This is a genomic window from Blautia sp. DFI.3.45, from assembly GCF_020593505.1.
In the GTDB taxonomy this organism is placed as follows: domain Bacteria; phylum Bacillota; class Clostridia; order Lachnospirales; family Lachnospiraceae; genus Blautia_A; species Blautia_A wexlerae.
Map to the genome: position 1 here is coordinate 1 of NZ_JAJDMI010000016.1, position 22,317 is coordinate 22,317.

Annotated in this window: 14 protein-coding genes and 2 pseudogenes; 3 read left to right on the forward strand and 13 right to left on the reverse strand. The window is 40.6% G+C overall.

The window, feature by feature from the left end; genetic code table 11:
- Nucleotides 1-209: 209 nt before the first annotated feature.
- The gene (locus tag LJE09_RS07600) at nucleotides 210-1,211 is read right to left on the reverse strand and encodes a helix-turn-helix transcriptional regulator (protein ID WP_173697474.1); all 1,002 of its coding nucleotides are present in this window, start codon (nucleotides 1,209-1,211) and stop codon (nucleotides 210-212) included.
- A gap of 166 nt (nucleotides 1,212-1,377) precedes the next feature.
- On the reverse strand, nucleotides 1,378-5,997 hold the full coding sequence (locus LJE09_RS07605; RefSeq protein WP_227311112.1) for an Ig-like domain-containing protein: 4,620 nt from the start codon (nucleotides 5,995-5,997) through the stop codon (nucleotides 1,378-1,380).
- A 280-nt stretch (nucleotides 5,998-6,277) separates the two neighbouring features.
- Between LJE09_RS07605 and LJE09_RS07610 the strand changes: the two genes are divergently transcribed.
- The gene (locus LJE09_RS07610; RefSeq protein WP_227311113.1) at nucleotides 6,278-8,794 is read left to right on the forward strand and encodes a LuxR C-terminal-related transcriptional regulator; all 2,517 of its coding nucleotides are present in this window, start codon (nucleotides 6,278-6,280) and stop codon (nucleotides 8,792-8,794) included.
- A 100-nt stretch (nucleotides 8,795-8,894) separates the two neighbouring features.
- On the opposite strand, the pseudogene LJE09_RS07615 reads toward LJE09_RS07610, so the two are convergent.
- The 11 genes and pseudogenes from LJE09_RS07615 to LJE09_RS07655 form a co-directional block, all read right to left on the reverse strand.
- Nucleotides 8,895-9,149: pseudogene (locus LJE09_RS07615) on the reverse strand (PfkB family carbohydrate kinase); the annotation flags it as partial.
- An 11-nt stretch (nucleotides 9,150-9,160) separates the two neighbouring features.
- Nucleotides 9,161-10,645 (reverse strand): glycoside hydrolase family 32 protein, encoded by a 1,485-nt coding sequence (locus LJE09_RS07620; RefSeq protein WP_118617219.1) that lies wholly within the window; start codon nucleotides 10,643-10,645, stop codon nucleotides 9,161-9,163.
- Between the two features lie 31 nt (nucleotides 10,646-10,676).
- Complete coding sequence (locus LJE09_RS07625; protein WP_022380669.1) at nucleotides 10,677-12,356, reverse strand: ABC transporter substrate-binding protein; 1,680 nt, start codon at nucleotides 12,354-12,356, stop codon at nucleotides 10,677-10,679.
- 19 nt (nucleotides 12,357-12,375) lie between these two features.
- Entirely contained in the window at nucleotides 12,376-13,269 is an 894-nt protein-coding gene (locus tag LJE09_RS07630; protein ID WP_008706703.1) for a carbohydrate ABC transporter permease, read from the reverse strand.
- Nucleotides 13,270-13,281: 12 nt separating this feature from the next.
- On the reverse strand, nucleotides 13,282-13,473 hold the full coding sequence (locus LJE09_RS07635) for a hypothetical protein (RefSeq protein WP_255601791.1): 192 nt from the start codon (nucleotides 13,471-13,473) through the stop codon (nucleotides 13,282-13,284).
- A gap of 11 nt (nucleotides 13,474-13,484) precedes the next feature.
- A complete protein-coding gene (locus LJE09_RS18400; RefSeq protein ID WP_020993554.1) occupies nucleotides 13,485-13,592 on the reverse strand; it encodes a maltose acetyltransferase domain-containing protein in 108 nt (35 codons plus the stop codon).
- Between the two features lie 558 nt (nucleotides 13,593-14,150).
- Nucleotides 14,151-14,249 (reverse strand): annotated as a pseudogene (locus tag LJE09_RS18745) (LysR family transcriptional regulator); the annotation flags it as partial.
- 37 nt (nucleotides 14,250-14,286) lie between these two features.
- A complete protein-coding gene (locus tag LJE09_RS07640; RefSeq protein WP_055150792.1) occupies nucleotides 14,287-15,711 on the reverse strand; it encodes an alpha-L-fucosidase in 1,425 nt (474 codons plus the stop codon).
- 18 nt (nucleotides 15,712-15,729) lie between these two features.
- Nucleotides 15,730-16,557: a carbohydrate ABC transporter permease gene (locus LJE09_RS07645; RefSeq protein WP_022380663.1), complete on the reverse strand. Its 828-nt coding sequence runs from the start codon at nucleotides 16,555-16,557 to the stop codon at nucleotides 15,730-15,732.
- An 11-nt stretch (nucleotides 16,558-16,568) separates the two neighbouring features.
- On the reverse strand, nucleotides 16,569-17,450 hold the full coding sequence (locus LJE09_RS07650; protein ID WP_055058441.1) for a carbohydrate ABC transporter permease: 882 nt from the start codon (nucleotides 17,448-17,450) through the stop codon (nucleotides 16,569-16,571).
- A 158-nt stretch (nucleotides 17,451-17,608) separates the two neighbouring features.
- Complete coding sequence (locus LJE09_RS07655) at nucleotides 17,609-18,955, reverse strand: carbohydrate ABC transporter substrate-binding protein (protein WP_022380661.1); 1,347 nt, start codon at nucleotides 18,953-18,955, stop codon at nucleotides 17,609-17,611.
- 312 nt (nucleotides 18,956-19,267) lie between these two features.
- Between LJE09_RS07655 and LJE09_RS07660 the strand changes: the two genes are divergently transcribed.
- On the forward strand, nucleotides 19,268-21,052 hold the full coding sequence (locus tag LJE09_RS07660) for a cache domain-containing sensor histidine kinase (RefSeq protein WP_008706711.1): 1,785 nt from the start codon (nucleotides 19,268-19,270) through the stop codon (nucleotides 21,050-21,052).
- A gap of 36 nt (nucleotides 21,053-21,088) precedes the next feature.
- Nucleotides 21,089-22,267: a response regulator transcription factor gene (locus tag LJE09_RS07665; RefSeq protein WP_008706712.1), complete on the forward strand. Its 1,179-nt coding sequence runs from the start codon at nucleotides 21,089-21,091 to the stop codon at nucleotides 22,265-22,267.
- The last annotated feature ends 50 nt before the right edge of the window (nucleotides 22,268-22,317 follow it).

Below are 22,317 nucleotides of genomic sequence, written 5' to 3' on the forward strand. Positions count from 1 at the left end.
CTGTAAAGTTTTTTAACTTTCTTCAATTTTAGTATTGACTTTTTATTTGCAGGCTAAAGTAACGAGAATGCGACGCGCAGTTATTCAAAAGCGTTTTTTACTAAAAATGTATCTTCTGTTTTTGGGCATTATTACTATGTATTTTCATATCCTGCGGCATCAGCGGATGGTTACGCAGAGCAAATACCGTATCTTCCTGGATTTCCCGATCATTTTAATACGAAATTCTTTAATTCATCTCTCTTTTTTACATGAAGCTTATTAAAGATATCTGTAAGATAATGCTTCACTGTGTTTAAGGATACCCCCATGTGTTCTGCGATCTCCCGGTTGCTCCAATCCCGGCAGGCCAGCATGGCGATGGAAAATTCCATGGTAGTCAGAGCGTCTGTCACAGGGTTGTCTGATGCAGGATTGTGAACCGCCATCCATCCACGGCTGAAGGTAATAACTGCATCCGATATTTTTCTGTACATCTCCGGATTTTCTTTGCGGATGCAGGACTCCAGAAGTCCCTGGAGAAGTCCGTGGAGTTCGATAAACGGCTCGATAAGCTCATCCTTCACTGCCAGTTTCCATGCAGTGAGTATGGCTTTTTCTGCCTCCGCCTGATGCTTCAGACTGATTTCACACATAGCAGTCACACAGTAAAGATATATCATCCCAACAGGATAAATTTCTTTACAGGAAAACAGTGCCGCATCACAGATTCCCAGCGCTCTGCTGTATTCACCTTTCAGATAAAGGTCATGGGAAATTACATTGGCAGCAAAAATTCTCAGTCCCTGAGGCAGACTGCTCATATATTTCTTCATATCCGGCAGTTCCTCTGTAGAGAGATGTAAAAGAACTGTTCCCATATATCCTGCAAATACACAGTATGCTGTATTTCTCTCAGAAGTGGGAGCTTCCATCTCTTTTCTCAGACATTCCCGGATGATCTCAAGGCCACGTCCGGATGCCTTCGCATTTCCCAGTGTAAGATTAGAGTACACATAGAGCATACATGCAGACAGCTTCAGTTCCAGCCGGGAACTCATAATATAAATCTCCACCAGATCACTGCATTTCTGCGCCTGCCCTGTGAAATAATAAAATTCTGCAATAGCGATCTCCCGGAAATCCCTGTCTGCAAAATTCTCTGCTGCTTTTCTTGCATTTCCTGGCTCAAATGCTGTATTTATCAGTGGTAATACTGTATTTTCCGTCATATATCCCCTCTGCCATGTCCTTTCTCTCTGTATTTTTTTATATTACCACCTTTTTCCTGTTTTTTCTATAACACTTATAAATTCTCGACACATAAGAAATACCGGATCAGGCCTGTTTGGCTCAATCCGGTATTTTTTTCATTTCACAGTTAAAACTCCATCAGGATTATTTTACAGTGATTTTCAGAGCTTTGTATACACCATTCTGTGCATATACCCATATTGTGCAGGTTCCTTTGCCTGTTGCTCTGATAAGGCCATCCGGGGTAACGGTGGCTACTTTTGTATTGCTGCTTTCGTAGCAGAGTTTTCTGTGGCGTTCGATCTTCTTATCTTTCTTTACTTCTTTTGCTTTTATCTGTGCGGTTTTTCCCATTTTCAGGGTGATCTTTGAAACATTCTTTTTGTTTCCAATCTGGGTTACAGAAACAGCTTTTGCATTTCCGTATTTACCGCCTCCGGTGACTACATGTACAGATATGGATGTGTCTGTCACTACCTTTTTGCCATTTACCAGTCTGTAGGCTTTTACCACATATTTGTAGTAAGTACCTTTTTTCAAGTCCTTCTGGGTCCATGTGCTGATATCTCCACCGGTGATGGTGGCAAGCTTCCTGTACTTGTAAGACTTTGTACCTGTATTACAACGGTTGCCGTATACGAAATATCCATCTGCATCCTTAATGATGTTCCACTGCAATGTCACAGAAGTTTTTGTCTGTTTTACAGAACGGGCTCTTAACCTTCTGAAGCCTGTGGTCTTATTGATCGTGGGTTCATCCGGGACTTTCACTGTGATCATAATGGAAGCTGTAATTTTTCCATCCTCTGTTGTAACTGTAATCTCTGCAGTTCCATTTCCAACTGCTGTTACCTTGCCGTTTTCATCTGTAATGGCAACTTTTTCGTTATGGGATTTCCAGATCAGTTTCTGTAAATCTGCATTTTCAGGCTCGATCTTTACTTTCAGTTCTGTGGATTCACCAATCTTTGTCAGGGTTTCTTTCTCTGCTTCTATGGTAAGCTTCTGGATTTCCATAGGGATTTTTACTGTTACGGAAACTGTCGCTGTGTAACTGCCGCTTACAGATGTTGCGTTAATGGCGGCAGTTCCGTTTCCAACTGCTGTTACCTTGCCGTTTTCATCTACAGTTGCTACTTTCTCATCGCTGGATTGCCAGGTTACACGCTTATTGTCTGCATAAGACGGTGTCACCTCTGCAGTAAGCTGGGCGGTTTCATCTTTCTTTGTTAAGGTAAGAGTATCCGGAGATACCTTAATGCCTGTTACCGGGTAGCTTGGGGAATAGTAGGTGTCTTTGTAAGTCAGTACATAAATGGAGAATTTATCTGACTTAAAGGTAAGCTCGTTAGTACTGCTGTTAAAGACAGAATCTAATATATCAACAGTTGCCTGATTCGTTGCACTGTCCTCATGCAGTCTGAGAATCTTGTACTCCCGGATGGTATAAGGCTGATTATTAATCATTTTATCCGGGATTTTAATCCTGATATTCATATTGATACCCGGATCTGTAATAAGTACCCTGTTCTCACCCGCAAGCTGTCTGTATAAATCTATGTCGAATAAAATCCGGTCTGCATTTTTTCCCACTGTCTTTTCTATTTCCGTGTTGATTAAATTCTGCCAGTCAGGATCAAGATTATTAACATGATTGATTTCAAGCCATACTTTAGCTCTTGATCCATTATCAATTCTGGTTTTATCACTTTCCGGGAAAAGTCCAAAAAGGATTGTTTCTTCATTGTCCAGAGCTGCAGCTGTGATTTCTGAGCCAAATATCTGGATATATTTATCTATTTTATCTGCATAGGGATCCGCCGGTTTTCCATCCTGTTTCGGGATGGCATCATATCTTTTCTGACCACAGCCCGGTACTGTACAGGTTCGCTCCTTCATTCCTTCTGACCATGAAGTTGCAGGACTTAATATCTTTCCGTCTTTTGGCCATTTATGGTCCTCAATTGTAAAGGTGCCTGTCTTTTGTGTGACAGTATAATTCGGATTTTCACCTTCTGTTTCTGTGGCTGTGATTGTATATTTTCTGGCATCCTCACCTGATTCTCTCTGCAATGTGATCCCAGATAGTGTTTCACCTTCAACGATACCGTCTGTGGTATAAGTAAGCTGAGGTTCCTCCCCGCCGATATGCTTGTATAAATCATCCGGTTTCACTGTTACTGCTTTTGGATTGATAACCCATGGATGGATGCTCTCTTCTTGGATGAAGCTGTAATTGGTATTTCCGAGAGCTGTAACCTTTGCCGTATACTTCCGGGCATTCTTTCCGGTGTTTGTGTAAGTTTCGTTAGTTTCATATGTCAGTGTAAAGGTATCACCGGGCAGGGCATTGGTCACTTTTGCAGTGACTGTCTGGTCCTTTCCATTGTAAGTCAGGTCTGAACTGCTCCAGTCAAGCTTCACCGGGAGTGGTTTTATTTCAAATGTACCGGTTGCTGTTCCAGCATTATAATTGGCAGATTCCGGTATCTGGGCTTTTACATAATAGGTGCCTGCGTTCTTTGGTACCCCACCTTCTGTTTCTGCTCCGTTTTCAGTTGAAGTCTGTGTGCTACATGCCCCATCTGTATAGTAAGTGTACTGGACTGTCTGATTTTCCGGGTTCAGGCTTGGATCTATTGACGGTGTATTTTTTGCTCCATTATATCCACCATATGTCCATCCATTGATGCTGACTTTGGAAGCAGAATTTGTAGTACTTGCTTTTTTTATTTCCCATGAATATACACTCTCTTCTTCGCTGAGGCTGTAATTGGTATTTCCGAGAGCTGTAACCTTTGCCGTATACTTCCGGGCATTCTTTCCGGTGTTTGTGTAAGTTTCGTTAGTTTCATATGTCAGTGTAAAGGTATCACCGGGCAGGGCATTGGTCACTTTTGCAGTGACTGTCTGATCCTTTCCATTGTAAGTCAGGTCTGAACTGCTCCAGTCAAGCTGCGCCGGGAGTGGTTTTATTTCAAATGTACCGGTTGCTGTTCCGGCATTATAATTGGCAGATTCCGGTATCTGGGCTTTTACATAATAGGTGCCTGCATTCTTTGGTACCCCGCCTTCTGTTTCTGCTCCGTTTTTAGTTGAAGTCTGTGTGCTACATGCCCCATCTGTATAGTAAGTGTACTGGACTGTCTGATTTTCCGGGTTCAGGCTCGAATCTATTGACGGTGTATTTTCTACTCCATTATATCCACCATATGTCCAACCACTGATGCTGACTTTGGAATCGGAATTCGTAGTACTTGCTTTTTTAACCTTAAAAATACAGGTATCAGAATCTCCCTCATAATTCGCTGTTTCTTCCACCACTGCCTTTAAGGTATATTCTCCGGCAGAAAGTTTTTTCAGGCCTTCTTCCGTTATACCAGCATAAGTACTGTCATCCTCATCCTTAACTTTGTATTGATAAACTACCTTACTGTCAGATGGTGCTGCCCATATCTGTATAGCTGGCTGCTCTCCATATGTGAAATCATCCAGGAAAACCGTTAGGGTAACCGGTGCCTTTTTAATTTCAAAATCAGTAGATATCTCTCCTGAGTACTGCTCTCCAGGCAGTGTAATATTTACTTTCGCTTTATATTTTCCTGGAGAGGTGGGAAGTGTTTCACTTTCCGAAAAAGTGGTCCCGTCACGGCCTGCATATATGATTGATCCTATTGTTGCCCCTATTTCTGACGGAAGACTATTAGCACATGTTACAGAATAAGAATTGCCATATTCAGCACAGTTATTGTTATCAAATCCATTAAGCTTAAGTGAAACTGTTGCCTTTGCATTGTCAGAACCTGTTCCATAATAATCACATTGTGACGTTGTGTTTGAGCAATATGCCTTAAGAGTATCGCCACTTAAACTATAGTTCCAGGCATGCTTATGAACCCACTTTGCATATAATGTTATTTCTTTATAGTTATTGGAACCTGCAACCGCCGCATTAACAGCCTGCGAAACTCCCTCTATCTTGCTTCCTTTTCCATTTGCTTGAGTATACCATCCAGCAAATTTATAGCCTGCTTTAGTTGGCTTAGTATCATGGTCATTTTTCCATAATCCATCAGCATTCCATACCCAATCTGTGGTTGGGCCGCCTGATCCACCCTGTAAATCATAATTAACTCTTATTGGGTTTTCTACCCCCTGATAATTAGCCAACTTATCCCCTCCAATGCCGACGAGGGTAACTACACAAAATAAAGTACAAATATTCGTAATATTAATTTTCTTTTCCACAGGAATGGAAGTTAAACTCTTAATCCCATAATATCTTTCATCGTTTGATTCTGGATTCTTTACATTTTGCGCATAATCACTGATACGTTTTTCGCTCCTATATTTGATACTATATTTTTTGTTTAACTTGCCCGAAGATGCTATAATCTCCGGATCTTCCCCCACAGTCAATGTCCCATCATGATTATTTATCACATCATAAATTGTATCCGTACCTATTTTATAACTGGGACTGGTATCAATGGTCACTGTATGTTTCGTTGTAGCAGAAGTGTCCTGTGCTGCATCCAGTGTTCCGTCAGTGAACCCATTTTCCACCTCCGGCACTCCTGCAGCAGCTACCGGCTGTTCTTTCTCCTCCTCTATCTCCGGCTCGTCTGTAAATTCTTCTTTCTTTTCTGACTCCCCGGATGCCCCATCCGAGAATTCCGTCATTCCACTGCCCCATGCTATGGATGGTGTCATGGAGAAGCACATTGTAAGTGCAAGTATTCCTGATAATATCCTTTTCTTCATTGAAATCCCTCCTTCTGATCCTGATCTGGTGGATATGTGCATCCGCTGTTTCCGCATACTCCTGAACGCAATGTCATTTCACAGTCCGGTCAGGTTTCTGTTACCTGTAATTATAACTGATTTTCTCTCATTTGATAATGCACTTTTCGGCACCAAAAAGTGCCCCCGTATAGCAAATGCGACGGCAGATGTTGCCTGAAAAACCACCTGGGAAAAAGTTTCATTTTGATACTTTATATGTTAAAATGAAACATATCGTATCAAGTGAGGGGTTTTACAGATGTCTAAAAAGAAATATAATCTGAATACAATTTACATCTCTGAGCGTCTGCAGGAGAATCTGAAACCGATTTCACAATCTGCATTCACTGCTGTGACTGCTCCCATGGGATATGGAAAAACAACTGCTATCAACTGGTATCTGGACAAACAGATCAAAAACGGACATTCCTGTGTGATCCGGATCAGTATTTATTCTGATAATCTGTCTGTTTTCTGGCAGAGCGTTCAGAAGGCATTTGCCTTTGCAGGGCTTGATTTTCTGGATAATTATGTTTGCCCCTCAGATGCTGCCAGTGCCGGGATGCTTGCTGATGAGCTTTGTTATTCCCTGAGCAGTCAGACCTCTTACTACATTTTTATTGATGATTTTCATCTGCTGGATAAACCTCATGTTGCAGATTTTTTTTGTATGCTTGCCAACAAACTGCCTGAAAATATCCACCTGATCGTATCCGGCAGAAATGCTTTTCTGTCCGGAAAAGAAATTCTCCGTCTTGGCAAAAAGTTATATCAGATCCATACCAGGGATCTGTGTCTAAATCGCCGGGAGCTTTCTGTCTATACCCATCGCTGCGGTGCCAGTCTGAACGAAGATCAGCTGAATACGCTTCTCTATTCCAGTGAGGGGTGGTTCTCTGCAGTCTATCTGAATCTCTGTACCTTTTTTGAAAGCGGACATTTTCCTGACCATACTTCTAATATCTATGATATGTTTTCCTCTGCCATGATCGCACCTCTTTCTGATGCGCAGCAGGAATTTCTCACTGTTATGGGACTTGCAGATGAATTTACCGTTGAGATGGCTCTTTTTATTACAGGGAATCCGGAAGCCGGACAGATTCTTTCCCTTATGACCAGACAGAATGCTTTTATCACTCCTTTGCCCGATGGAGTCAGCTTCCGTTTTCACCATATGATGAAGGAATGTACACAGCGTGCCTTTGCCATGCTTTCCCATGAAAAACAGACAGATTTCCGGAATCGTTACGGACAATGGTATGAATCCCGGGGACAGTTCCTGCAGGCACTTGCTGCCTATAACAAGGCTCTTAACTATGATGCAGCACTTGCTGTTATCCAAAAGGATGCAGGAATCCTCCTGGCTTCTCTTTCGCCGGAAAAGGTTCTCGCATTTCTTGATGTCTGTCCAACAGAAATCCTGAAGAACAGGCCTCTGGCCCTTCTCGTATTAATGCGCCGTATGTTTACCTGGCATCAGATTCCCAAAATGCTGGAACTGAAGCAGCTTCTGACAGATACCATAGCTGAAGATAACACTTTGTCCGAAGATGAGAGAAAGAATCTCTCCGGAGAATGTGATCTTATTATGAGTTTTCTGATGTATAACGATATCACCGGTATGAGCGTTCTGCACCGTCAGGCCAGTTCCAAAATGACCAGACCTGCCATCAGTATCCGCAAAACAGGAAGCTGGACCTTCGGTTCTCCTTCTGTTCTGATGATGTTTCACCGCAGATCCGGAACCCTGGATGCAGAACTGACAGCTATGAATGAATGTATGCCCCACTATTACAGGATTACCCAGGGACATGGACAGGGTGCGGAATTGCTCATGAATGCAGAGGCAGCATTTATGCAGGGGAATTTTTCAGATGCACAGATTCTGCTGGAGCAGACTTATTCCACCATTGCCTCAAACGGACAACACAATATTTCGCTCTGCTGTGATTTCCTTGCTGCAAGGCTTTCCCTTTTTCAGGAGGGTGTCACCTTTGTGAAGAACCCTGAAGTAAAGCGTAAGGAGCTTCTGTCTCTCCACAATATGATGTGGCTGAATATTTTTGACAGTACTTATGCTTACTACTATGCATTAATTAGAATGCCGGAAAAGATTCCCGCATTATTTAAAGACCACATGTTATCCACTGTCAGCTTTCTCTCTCCCTGCAGACCTATGATGGAAATGATCGAGAATCAGGTCTTTCTTTCACAGAAAATGTACGCAAAAGTTATAGGCAGAAGCGAAACGCTTCTGCCCTTCTGTGAGAAAATGCACTATGAACTTGTGTCTCTCCACGTTCAGATCCAGACCGCTGCTGCTTACGCAATGCTGGGCAAACATCATGATGCACGACAGCTTCTGCAGAAAGCCTTAGGACACGCCATGCCGGATGGCTTTCTGATTCCGTTTGTAGAAAATTATAACTATATCAAGGATGTGCTAGGCAGTATTAATTCCATAACACCAGAGCCTTTCACAGACCGGATCCTTTCCCTTGGTTCTGTTTATGAACAACACTGCCTCCGCCTGTCCAGCCGTAATTCCAGACCTGAGATCCTAAATATGCTGAACAGCAGAGAAGCAGAAATCGCAGCTTTGATCACCGACCGTCTGAGCAACCGCGAAATCGCAGAGAGGTTATTTCTCTCTGAAGGCACTGTGAAACAATATGTCAACCAGATTTATTCCAAGTTGATGATCAACGGTGATACACGCACCAAAAGGAAACAACTGGCAGAGCTGATTTCTTCCATAAACAAGGGCCTTACCTGACACTTTGAGAAAAAAAAGCAAGGAAATTCACATGACCAAAGTCTTGCGATTTCCTTGCTATTTGGCAAGAATTACAAATTTAAAGTTTTTTACTTATTTGCATTTCTGTTTCCTTGAGAATATCCTCGGAAATCTCAGTTTTATTCAGCATCATGTCTGCTCCCGGATTACGATAGAAGGAAAAATCCCTATCTCCATCCGGATATGTATGTACCATAGCAAGCGTAGTATGAATTTTTTCATCTGTACATAATCCAATGTCATCAATTCCTGCTTCTTTTATGGCTGCTCTCAACTGATCTCCAAAAAAATCATTACCAACCTTACCAATAAATGCTGCATTATGTCCCAATTTATAACTCTTTATTATAATAAATCATATTTCACTATATCAAGCTTAACTGCACCATCAGCAAGGAAAGAAATCCCCTTTGCTTCCTGCTTTGTAAGAATAACCGCAGACATAACCTGCTCGCCGTCATTAATAAATACTTCCACACTAAACTTATCCAAAATCACACGCAGTTTTAGTTCATTGCTGTCACCGTTTACCAGACAACTGCTCTGATGAACCAGCGCCCGTTCGCTTCCTGAGAATTTTCTATCGATTTTTAAAACAGATTCATCCGGACGGAAGCATAATGTAGAATGATATTTCTCATTCTCTGCAAAACAGAGTTCAAATTTTTTATAAAGATTGTCTTTATCTGCCGGTCGTATCACAAGTTCCAGATCTACCGTTCGTCCTTCAATCTGATCCAGTGTGAGCCTGGTATCTTTTATCACAACATTGTTATACTCGACTTTGTTTGCACGCATGGCATTAAGTTCTCTGATCGGAACCTGATACAATCTTCCGTTTTTAACAGACAGTTCTCTTGGAAGACTCATTTGTGCGAACCATCCAGAGTCATTGCATCGATATGCAAGCGTATCCCAGTTCTGCATCCAGGCGATCATAATTCTTCGTCCATCCGGTGCAAGCAGTGTCTGCATTGCGTAATAGTCAATTCCGTAATCAACACCTTGACAAAACTGTTCCTTTAAAGTATGTGTCTCAGGATCCAACTCCCCAATAATACATAACGTTCCATTTCCATTATGAAATTCTAATCCTTCCGGAAGCATATCCTGTGGACTTGTCAGAAGCACATATTTGCCATCCAATTCAAAGAAATCCGGGCATTCCCACATTTTTCCATAACGATTTTGATTCTTTGCCAGAATGCTTACAAATTCCCATTCAAAGCCATTTTTACTTCTGTAAAGAAGGATCTGTCCGCTTCCATCAGCCGGACGACTTCCTATAACACAATAAAAGTTTCCATCGTTCCCTTTCCAGATTTTGGGATCACGAAAGTCTACTTTACTAGCCCCCTTTGGAAGATCTTTGGCTGTCAGAACCGGATTCTTATCATACTTTTCATAATCCTTACCATCTCCAACTGCCACTGCCTGTGTCTGAATATCCCTTACAGTTCCGTCTTCCAGTTTCTCCTGATTTACAGAAGTATACATAAGCAACTGTCTGCCATCCTCTAATTCTATGGCACTTCCTGAAAAACAGCCGAATTTATCATAATCTTCATCCGGTGCCAATGCAGTCGGAACATAGTTCCAATGCAATAAATCCTTACTCACTACATGTCCCCAGTGCATACTGTCCCAATGTGTGCTATACGGATTATACTGGTAGAACAAATGATACTCTCCTTTATAATAGGAAAATCCATTTGGATCATTCATCCAGCCAACATAAGGAGTTATATGAAAGGCTGGTCTTTCTTCCTCTTTGATCTGCTGTCCCTGTATAAATTCATATTTTCTTGCCTTTTCCAACATTTCGCTCATATAGTTCCTCCTGTCAAAATGATATCTTCTCTTATTTTTCACTGCTTAATGAATCCTGATACTGGTCAAAATATTTTTGCTTGATTGAAAGGTAATCGGAAAGCCCGTACTTCTCCATTTTTTTCAGATAAGAATCCCATTCTTCATCAATTCCTCCGTTCAGGATCCAATCTGCTTTCTTCTGTTCTGCATATTTCTTAATATCTGTATCATACTGTGACACTTTGTTTGTATCATCAATACTCATAAATACATTAGGATAAACATATTTGCTGTTCATATCCTGTAAATATGTCTCATGCATATTATCCAGACGCCATTTCGCATCTTCCGGCTGTGTTACATATACGTCATAATATTCATTTAATATAGCGAGAGGACCATTTACAGATTGCGCTTCACGTACTTCCACCGGTGACTGATCTCCTAAGTCCATATGCTTTAACATTTTTTCGCCATCTTTGTTTACAGACAGCTCAAAAATATTAAAGGAATCCTTCTCTCCATAGGTTCCCCAGTTATTTTGCGGAGACTGAAGGGGTGCATACATCTGATCGATCCATGCGGCAGCAAGTGCCGTGTTACGGCAGCTGGTAGTAAGCACACATCTTCCTCTGTCAAAACCGCTAGTCTCACTGTTGTTCTGTCTGGTGATATTTCTCATTCCATCCGGTCCGGTCAGTGCCGGAAGCATCACATAATCCGTATTGTTGTCTATATTAGCAATATCCCATGTGAAGCAAAGTCCATAACGGTGATTCTTTCCTTTTGCAACATAAGTAGACCATTCCTGTGTAAATGCTTCCGGATCGATCAGATTCTCTGTCACAAGTTTATGCAGCCATTTGATACCTTCTTTGTATCCTTCCTGAACCGTTGTATAAATCACCTTACCTTCATCTGTTACAGCAAAATGATCTCCTGTGTCCCCATAACCATCTCCGAATCCATTTATTAAGATTGAAGGATCCTGATCTCCGTTATTGATAATAAATGACATCGGTATTACATCACCTTCAATGGAAAACTCTTGTTTCAGATCATCTGCATGATCTCGAAATTGAATCAGTACCTGCTCCAGTTCATCTGTTGTTGTTGGAATCTCAAGACCAAGATAATCAAGCCATTTCTTATTAATATAAGGAATATCTCCAATGGCCTGAATTGCTTCTTTTCCGGAACCAAGCTGTTCAATCCACGGAAAAGAGTAAATATGTCCATCCGGTGCTGTACACATGGTTCTGTATTCCGGGTATTTTTCAAACACAGCCTGAAGGTTTGGCATATATTTGTCAATCAGATTTTCCAGCGGAATAATTATTCCCTGCTTTGCATAACGCAACAGATCATAATCACTCATGCCTGCATTAAACAGTCCATCCGGCAGATTTCCAAACTGAGCCAACGCCAGATTCTTTTTATCTGAAAACTGATCTGATACAAAGCAGGTCCAGTCAATATGAACATTTGTCTGTTCTTCCATTCTCTGGAAAATCACTCTTTTATTTGGATCCTGTGTTGAAGTGGCCGGTGCACTGGTAATAAAAGAAAGCTCCTCTGTTTCTTTCAATGGAAACTGTACATCCGATACCGGTGTATCCGGATTAATCTCAGCATCAAGCCTCTGCTGTTTTCCACACCCCATTATACTTACCATCATTGTTAAAGAAAGTCCAAGTGCAAGCAAACTTCTTACTCTGTTTTTCTTCATATCTGTATCATTCCTTTCTTTAGCCTTTTACCGATCCAACCATAATTCCTTTATCAAAATATTTCTGGAAAAATGGATACATCACTAAAAGTGGTAAACTTGATACTACAATTGTTGCATATTTCAACTGTTCTGCTACCTTTGCCATCTCTGCTGTGCTTTGGATATCTGCAATCATTCCCGGCTGTGGAGTATTCTGCACCAGGATTGAACGCAGTACCAGCTGCAGTGGCTGAAGATTTGCATCATTCAGATAAATCATCGCATCAAAGTAGCTATTCCACATTCCGACAAATGACCACAGTGCCAGTACTGCAATGATCGGTTTACATACCGGCATCATAATTTTGAAAAAATGCTGAATTTCATTAGCACCGTCAATTGCAGATGCTTCTCTTAATTCTGCCGGAATTGACTGATAATAAGTTCTTGCAAGAATCATATTCCAAACGTTAAATGCTCCCGGAATCAAAACCGCCCATACTGTATTTACCATATGCAGCTGATTGATCAAAATAAATGTTGGAATCATTCCTCCCCCAAAAAACATTGTGATCAGAAAAATCAGATTAAAAAATTTTCTTCCCACAAATTCTTTTTTAGACAGAGGAAAGGCTGCCAGTAATGTTACAAAAACTGAGATCACTGTAAATGCAAATGAATACAGAAAAGAATTCAAAAATCCGCGCCAGATCATCTCATTCTCCAGTACTCTTCTATAAGCATCCAAAGTCCAGTCCTTAATATCAGAGCTCAGTCCCTGATTATTCAAAACAGTAGGATCCATAAAAGATGCAAGCACTACATATATAATTGGAATCGCAATAGAAAGCACAAACAGTCCAAGAATCGTGAATCCAATTCCAAGGATCAGACGATCTGTCCTTGAATATTTTCTCTTCTTTTTCTCCATCTTCTCTTCCTCCTATAATCCCTCTCCTATGGTAACACCGCCACAAACAACCACATTGGATGCTAGCCAGCAATTATCTTTTATAGTAATTGGTTTCGCATATTCAAAATTATAAAAGCTTCCATCTTCTCTTTTTCTGCTATTACGTTCTTCAGGTAAAAATGGGTGCATGGGAGTTGCCAATGTGACATTTGGACCAATCATCACATTATCTCCTATATGTACTTCACATACATCCAAGCAGGTGAAATTAAAAATTGTTCCAATTCTTTATCCGTTGGATCATATAACTCTCCACTTACCATTTTTTCTCTTTCTGTCATTTCTGATAGCCTCCAGTAAAAATTTTATTACCAAGTTAGTTATTTCCGAGTACTTGATAAGTTTTTCCTACTGCAATAATATATAGATAAGGAGAATCACTGTCAATGCAATCGTAAAAATTTGCGATTGATTTTTTGATTAATTTTAACTGTGTTATGGTCAAAAATCGTTTCTAACTCATGGGATTGTAAAACAGATTTTTGTACCCATCTATCAGGGCAAAATAACTGATATCTTTTAATTTAGACGCAGTGAACTCACGGTCAACAATAATCATCCCTTTTCGCGCAATGAGATTTCTAATCTATTCTTCATAGTTCAAAAATGGTTTTATCGGTTTTAATGCTTTTTCTATCGCTATAAAAATCTGCGTATATAGAAAAATGGAGGACCCTTAGGTCCTCCGTCCGGTCGCAGGCATCGCAAGTTTCTGCAACCTGATCACTGACAAGCATTTTAATACGAGCCTTTCTAAAAGACAAGTGCTTTCTGCGAACATTGTCCATTTGCACCATGACTCCTGCATTAGTTCCAAGATTACTTATAAAAACAATCTACAGTTTGGAAAAATCTATTCCAAACCAATTGGCAATTTTGCTTTGAATGTTCTCTCTTTCAAGCAGGTTCAATGGTTTTCTAATAATATCTTCTTGTTTCTACCTTAAGATATTATGAGAAAGAATGCTTTCCCTATTAAAGACTTTCAGGATAAATTCCAACAAATGAGAGCAGCGGAAGTACACGGAAATCATGTAAAACAATTTTCATTTTCTGGGCTTTTTGCCCCTTAACAGAAATGATCTTCTTATAACCAATTACCGTTCCTGTGTAAATACTGTTCCATATTTCCCCCTCTTTAACAAATATCTCAAATTTTTCCACTCTCTGACTATAGCAGACAGCCTCTTTTAATACCAGATACCCTAAGTTGTATGAACCGTCCAGACAAATGGTTATTTCTACTGGCAGTTCGCTGCTTTCAGGCTGAAACCAGGTTTCTGAAGTATCATCTGTCAAATCAGAAACCGGATGCGTCGGATCTTCATTTTCTGAAAAAATATGTGCTGTACTCATTAAATTATGAGTAAAAGATTTCTTTTTCCAACTTCCAAATTCTTCCAGACGTTTAACATCATTTTCATGAAGAAGCCCGTTTGGCATAGGTGGAATATTTAACAAAAAGGTTGCATTTCCTCCAACAGCCCCAATATAGATATAGATCAGCTCCTCCAGACTTTTCACCTGATCATCTTCTTCTGGATGATAAAACCATCCAGGTCTTATAGAAGTATTTACTTCTGCCGGATACCAGATCAGATTCGTTTCACCTTCAAGCGCTCTTCTGCTTCCAAGATCTTCCATGTCGCTGGTGATCCGGCGCATTCTAAATTCCTTATCATCGGTCTGCTGGCTTCTTTCCTGTACACTCTCTGCAAGTGCTGTACGTGCAGGAACAACACTCCACTCAGATTTTCTTACATCGCCAGCTTCATTTCCGCACCACCTGATATCCGGCCCACACACACAGATACATGCGTCTGGCTGATATTTTCTGACACATTCATAATAGCGTTTCCAGTCATATATCTGTTTTTTTCCATTTGGTCCTTCTCCGCAGGCACCATCTAGCCAGACACTAAAAATATCTCCATAACCGGTGAGAAGCTCAGTCAGCTGTGCCAGATAGTAATCATCATATTCTTTTCCGCTTCCGTAACAAGGCTTGTTGCGATCCCATGGTGAAAGATAAATTCCAAATTTCATCCCATAACGACGGCATGCTTCAGACACTTCCCAGACCACATCTCCCCTTCCATTTTTCCATGGACTGGATACAACGCTATGGCTGGTATATCTGGTCGGCCACAGGCAGAAACCATCATGGTGTTTACAGGTAAGGATTACCCCTTTCATACCTGCATTTTGTGCTGCAGACACCCACTGGTCTGCAATAAACTCTGTAGGATTAAAAATTTGTGGTGTTTCTGTTCCATCTCCCCACTCACGATTGGTATATGTATTCATTCCAAAATGAAAGAACGCATAAAACTCTGTTGCCTGATAGGCAAGCTGGCGGCTGGAGGGAACTATTTTTATTAATTCCTGATCAGTTGGCATTTTATTTCCCCTTTCATTTTACCCTTTTAACCCGCCTGCACCAATTCCCTGAAGCAGATATCTTTGTCCAATCAGATAAATAATGATTGTTGGAATCATAATAATTACAAGTCCTGCAAACAGTGCACCCCAGTCCGTGGCATATTTCTGCACTTCAAACAAGTTTGCCATTCCGATGGGAAGAGTTTTCTTTGCATCTTCCGTGAGAAGAACAAGTGCCAATGGATATTCATTCCAGAAGCCCATGGCACTTAACATCGTAATGGTCGCAATTCCGGGTTTTGCAAGAGGCACCATAACTCTTGATAGCAGTTGGATATTAGTAGCACCGTCAATTCTTGCAGATTCCTCGTAATCTCTGGGTACTGCAGACATAAAGCCCTGTAAAGTAAAGATACAAAAAGGAAACTGCATAACTGCATAAACAAGGCATAGTACCGGCAGGTTATTTAATCCATTCACAGCCTGTAATTCCAGAAACAAAGGAATCATAATGTAGGTAGCCTGCAGAAAAATACATGCCATATAAATGGCAGAGATCAGTTTGCTGCCCGCAAAACGATATCTTGCCAGTACATAAGAAATGGGAATAACCAGAAGCAATAGCAATACAGTGGAAAACACAGTCACAAATATGGAATTTCCAAAATAAGCGGCGATATTTGCTTTCTGCCATGCTGCCACAAAATTATCCAAATTCAAAGCTGTGGGCAATGCATAGGGATCTGTCAAATATTCTGCATTTGTCTTAAACGCAGACATCAGGTTCCAGAAAAGCGGGTACAAAAAGATAACGGTAAACAGAATCATCAGGATTCTGATACACCAGGTTCTTACAGTTTTCATCAGTCTCCCTCCTATTCTTTTTCAGATGATACTTTTTTAGAAATCATTGCAAGCACAATTGCAAGAATCAGGGTAAACATGGCGATTGCCATGGCATATCCAAAATTAGCGTTTCGCATACCCTGCGTATACATATACTGTAAAAGCACACTGGAAGCACCGTTTGGTCCACCGCCTGTCATAACGTTGGACAGAGTAAAACTTAAATTGATAGTACCAGACAGGGAAAGTATATAGGTCGTTCCAATGGATCTGCGAAGCAGAGGAATGGTAATCCTAAAGAACTTCTGCACTCCTGTTGCACCGTCAATGGAAGCAGCTTCATAAACCTCCTGGGAAATCCCGTCAATGGAAGCCACATGCATAACCATATAATAACCAATAGCCTGCCACACCAGGGCTGCACCGATACACCAGAGAGCCGTTTTTCCCTCTCCAAGCCATGCGTGTTTCCAAGTGGAGAGATGGAACAGATCCAGCATATGATTCAGAATTCCTCTTGTGGGATTAAACACAAAAGACCACACAATACCAACTACAGTCATGGAAACAATACTTGGGAAAAAGAATATGGTCCGGTAAAATGACTTTTCCTTGAGCTGTCCCTGAGTAAGGATAAATGCAAATACAAGACTTAGAAATATGGTCACAGCCGGGATTACCAGCATCAGCTTAAGAGTATTAAACAGTGCCTGAAGAAAATCCTTATCCTGGAACATATACTTGTAATTATCCAAAAATACAAATTTGCTGTTAAAGCCTACGCTAAGTGCAGTGGAACTGGTAAAAGACAGATAAATGGCATTTACCATAGGCACAATCATAAAAACAATGGTTAAAATCAATGCAGGAAGCGTACACAGGGCTATAAATAATCTGGGCTTCTTTACCACGCTTGTTCACCTCTTTAAATTTAAAGTATTTAATAAATGTGGATGACATCACCGATTGGCGATATATCTGTTCAGGGTTACAAAAGGCTGCTGCATAGCATACACTGTGTAGCAGCCTTTCCATGCTTTACCGTTTTTATCCGGCTGGTATATGAAGTTTAGTTGGCAGCTTCCATATCAGCACGAACCTGTGCAAAAGCATCTTCCACATTCTGTGCCCACTCTTCCACTGTCATTTCATCATTCATAACAGATGTAATCGGATTAAATATCTCATCTTTCGGGTTAACCTTGCAATCAGCCGGAACTGCTGCGAAGCTCATAATCAGGGAGGAGGCATTTGCCTCTTCGTAGATTCCGTACATGTTGTAGATTGCAGTAGACAGCTTATCTTTTGCTACTTCACGGGCACTCTTGGTAGCATAGAGGGCACCGGAAGCTTCTGCAAAAGCAGATACAGATTCATCACTATACAGGAAACGAAGAAATTCTTTTGCAAGTTCTGGATTCTTGGCAGCTGCCGGAATGGAAAACTGCTCGCAGCTGTCAAATACATAGTGCACATCGTCTGCGTTCTCGGTCGGGATCGGAGCCATTGCAAATTCAAATCCATCTTCTCTTGGCGCATCCTGCATCTCATTTTCCATCCAGGTTCCGTTTGTGATAAATGCAGCTTTTCCAAGCATCATCTCTGTCTGAGACTCTGTATGGTTCATACCAACAGTGCCCTCTAACAGATAGCCTTTATCTGCAATCTCTTTAATATGACTTAAAGCCTTTAACACACCCTCATTATTAAAGGAACCTTCTTCGTAATTGGCAATCTTAGTAAGCGCTTCTTCGCCGCACTCATTTGCAATTGCCGGCCAGAGCATTTCTTCCATGTATCCCGGATAAATTCCCTGATATGTGAAAAGTGCACGTCCGTCAATATCTTTTACCTTATCACCAAGTGCAAAGAACTCATCCCAGGTCTTCGGCACTTCCAGATTATTCTCATCAAAGAATGTTTTGTTGTAAATCAGACCCTGCGGACCACTGTTGAATGGTGCCAGATAGATCTCATCATCTCCGTATGGTGCGCACTTTGTACTGGAAAGGATCCCATCTGTAATATCATCGCGAAGGGTACCGGTTCCAGCATAATTTTCTCCGTCAAAAACATCATCCAGGTTGAGAAGTGCATGATCTTTGATCAGGGAAAGGATTACACCATCCTCACCACCATCGTTAAGACAGATAAAATCAGGTGCATTTCCAGCTACAATCTGTGGACGGATGATATCTCCAATTGTAGGGCTGATAGTCATGTTTACTTTCACGCCCTCATGGCTTTCTTCAAAAAGCTCCACCATCTGATTCCAGTAAGCATCCCCATATCCACCCTGGAAAATGGCAATGTTCAATTCCTGTTCTTCTGCCTCTGCAAATGCAGTAAGCGGGGAAAGTACTGTTGCTGCGCTCATAGCAAGGATCATAGCAGAAGCTGCAAATCTTTTCTTCATAGGTTGTTTCCTCCTTCTTGTTGGCTTTTATTATGTTTGCCTGATGATATTAGTATAATGAAAAATCTTCTTGTGGTAAATTCACAAAACAATTCTTTATATGGAACATTTTTCTGTTATTTTTATATAATATGGATTTTCTTGCGACATATATGTACAATCTTTTTCTATTTGTATTTTAAATGGATTATCTTGTTTTTTTCCTGTATAATAAATCTGTCACAATCCGATACAGTCATGAAAATCAGAACGATTTTTTCCATCTTTACCGGACCATGTACGAATTATTTTTTAGAAATGAGGGACAGCGGCATGGAAAAAAGACAACGATATCAGGGATTTCGAAAATTCAGTATTAGAACCAGGCTGATCATAGCGCTTTTCCTGATCTCTATTGTACCATTAACAGGAATCAGCTTCTATTCGTTTCATATTTTTTCAGAAGCGCTTCGGGAAAAACTTTCCACTTCCATCTCACAGACTTTATCCATGATCAATCTGAATATGGTAAGTGAGATTGAAAAGTATCAGTATCTCTGCGGCTCCATCTGCATCAGTCAGGAAATCAAGGACGGTCTTCTGAAAAAGGGTATGACAGATACGGAAAAGAATCAAGCCATCAATGAAATCCAACATATGATTCGAAGTAAAATCATCTATCCTGCACAGGCAAAAAACATTACAGTATATGATACAGATGGGAATATTTTTTATGATTTGGGATATGATGGGTTATATTCGGATGATGTAAGCAGGATCCTGAGTCGTCTTGAAGAAGAAAATCAGGATGTATGGGCATACGCACATACTTACCGTAACCGGGACATCCTGATTCTTGGAAGAAGAATTTATGAACAATACAGTCAGAGTCGTGTAATTGGTTATACCCTGATTTCCATTGATGAAAAAATTTTTTCCAAAACAGTACTGGAACCAGTAGGTCTGGCTGACTCTTCCAATATTATGTATCTGAATATGGATGGAACAATCCTTTCTTCCTGGGATCGTAGTATTCAACTGGGGCAAAAAACCGAAAAAAAGCTGCTGAAAAATATTCAAGCAAGACTTCCAAACAGAACAGATTTTTTCAGCATTTACAAAGATGGCGAAGAACAGCTGGTTACTTATATTTTCAATAAAAACCTGAACCAGCTGTTTGTATATACCATGCCATATCATTATATTAATTCTGAAGTTAACACTATGTTTTGGAAAATCCTGGCTGTGGCATTCTTCCTTGTTCTACTCTGCATTGGAATTGTAGCTATGGTGTATCCTGGAATTACCTCCCCCATCAGAAGCATGCTGGATTTTTGCAGGGAATTATCAAAGGGAAATCTTTCCGTACGGATCCAGGATGACCACAAAGACGAACTTTCCGATCTTTCCGGAAGCATGAATCATATGGCAGATACCATTGAGAGCCTGATGAAACAACAGAAAAGCCAGGAAAAGAAAAAAAGAGAATTGGAGCTACAGATGCTTCAATATCAGTTAAATCCTCATTTTCTTTTCAACACTTTAAACAGTCTGCGCTTTGTAGCCGCCATGCATAAAGACCAGATTGTAAGTGATGGAATCCAGGCCCTCAGCAGTCTTTTGCAAAATACACTGACTAATAAAAACGAGTATATAACCATTCAGGAAGAGCTTGAGAACCTGGAAAACTACTTCGCGATTTTAAGAATCCGGTATGCCGGAAGCTTTGAGTACTCTTTTGACGTAGAAGAGGAAGAACTGCTCTCCTGCCTTGTTCCTAAACTAATCCTGCAGCCCCTTGCAGAAAATTCTGTTATGCATGGTTCTTCTGATGACGGCTCCGTTATGGAAATTCTAATCACCTGTTGGGAAGAAAACAATCATCTTATCATAGAACTCTGTGACAATGGAAAAGGATTTGAAGTGACACCTGCAGCGCTGGAACCTCATACAAACCGGAAAAAGATTGGAATTACCAATGTAAATGACCGAATACAGCTGAATTTTGGAAAGGAATATGGACTTAAGGTCAATAGTCACCCTGGAGAAGGAACTACATGTACGCTGACTCTTCCCTTACTATATGTACAAGAACTGTCAAAAGATTATAACAACTAAAAATCACAACCACTTTTGCCCACAGAAAGGACTTTTATGTACAGTATATTAATTATTGACGATGAACCAATCGTAAAAATTGCGCTTCGCTCCATTCTTCCCTGGGAAGAGCATGGTTTTTTCATTTGTGGAACAGCATCAAATGGTCTTGAGGCTGTTCCACTGATTGAAAAACATCATCCGGATATCATTATCACTGACCTGAAAATGCCTGAAATGGACGGACTGGAACTAATTCGTTTTCTGAAGGAAAAAGAATATCCCGGAGAAATACTGGTACTAAGCAACTACGAAGACTTCGATTCAGTAAGAAGTGCATTGCTTTTAGGTGCTGCGGACTATCTGTTAAAAATCAAAATTCAACCAGATACACTCCTTGCCTGTCTGAACAAAACCACAAAAAAAATGCAAAATACAGCTGACCGAAAAGATTCCATTCTGAAAACAGACATCACTGAACCCATAACCGATCATCTTCTCTCCTTTTTTCAGGGAGAAGAGTCTCTCGATTCGTTCATTGAAAGATATGGAGCAGAAAAATTTGGATTTATGAAACATTCCTGTGCTGTATGCTATGTAACGTTTGAAAAATTTTTATCAAATGATGCATTTTCTATATCAGCTAATCTGCTGCGAGATATGATACTGGATGCTGTTCAGGGAGTGCTACAGCCATACATTCTTGTTCTTAGTGCCCATAATGCGCTCGTAGTATTTTCCCAAAAAGAATTAATGTGCAGTCAAGTAAAAGTGGAACAGCTGATAAAAAAGCTGTATAACCGTTTTACCATGTACCAATCCTTTGCACCAGATATGCCATATAAAGAAAATCTGAAAAATTATGAAGAGGCCAGGACCACATATCAGGACTTTCTTCATAGTGAGGGGCATTATAAAAATGATGTTGCCAAAACCCTTACATACATAGAAAATAATTACATGCACCGTCTCACATTATCCTCCATTTCGGCAAATGTCAATCTCAGCACTAGCTATTTATGCCGTGTTTTCAAGTCCGAAGTAGGAACAAGTATTACCAGCTACTTAAACAATCTGCGGATAAGAAAAGCTGCTACACTGATAAAGGAGAATACCTTTTCCCTGAAGGAGATCTCCGTTATGGTAGGAATTGACGATCAACTTTATTTTAGTCGATTATTCAAAAAGTGTATGGGAATTTCACCTTCTGAATATGGGAAACGATTTCATCTATAAGCAGGTAATCTGATATAAAACAGCAGGATGTCTTATAATCACAAGATATC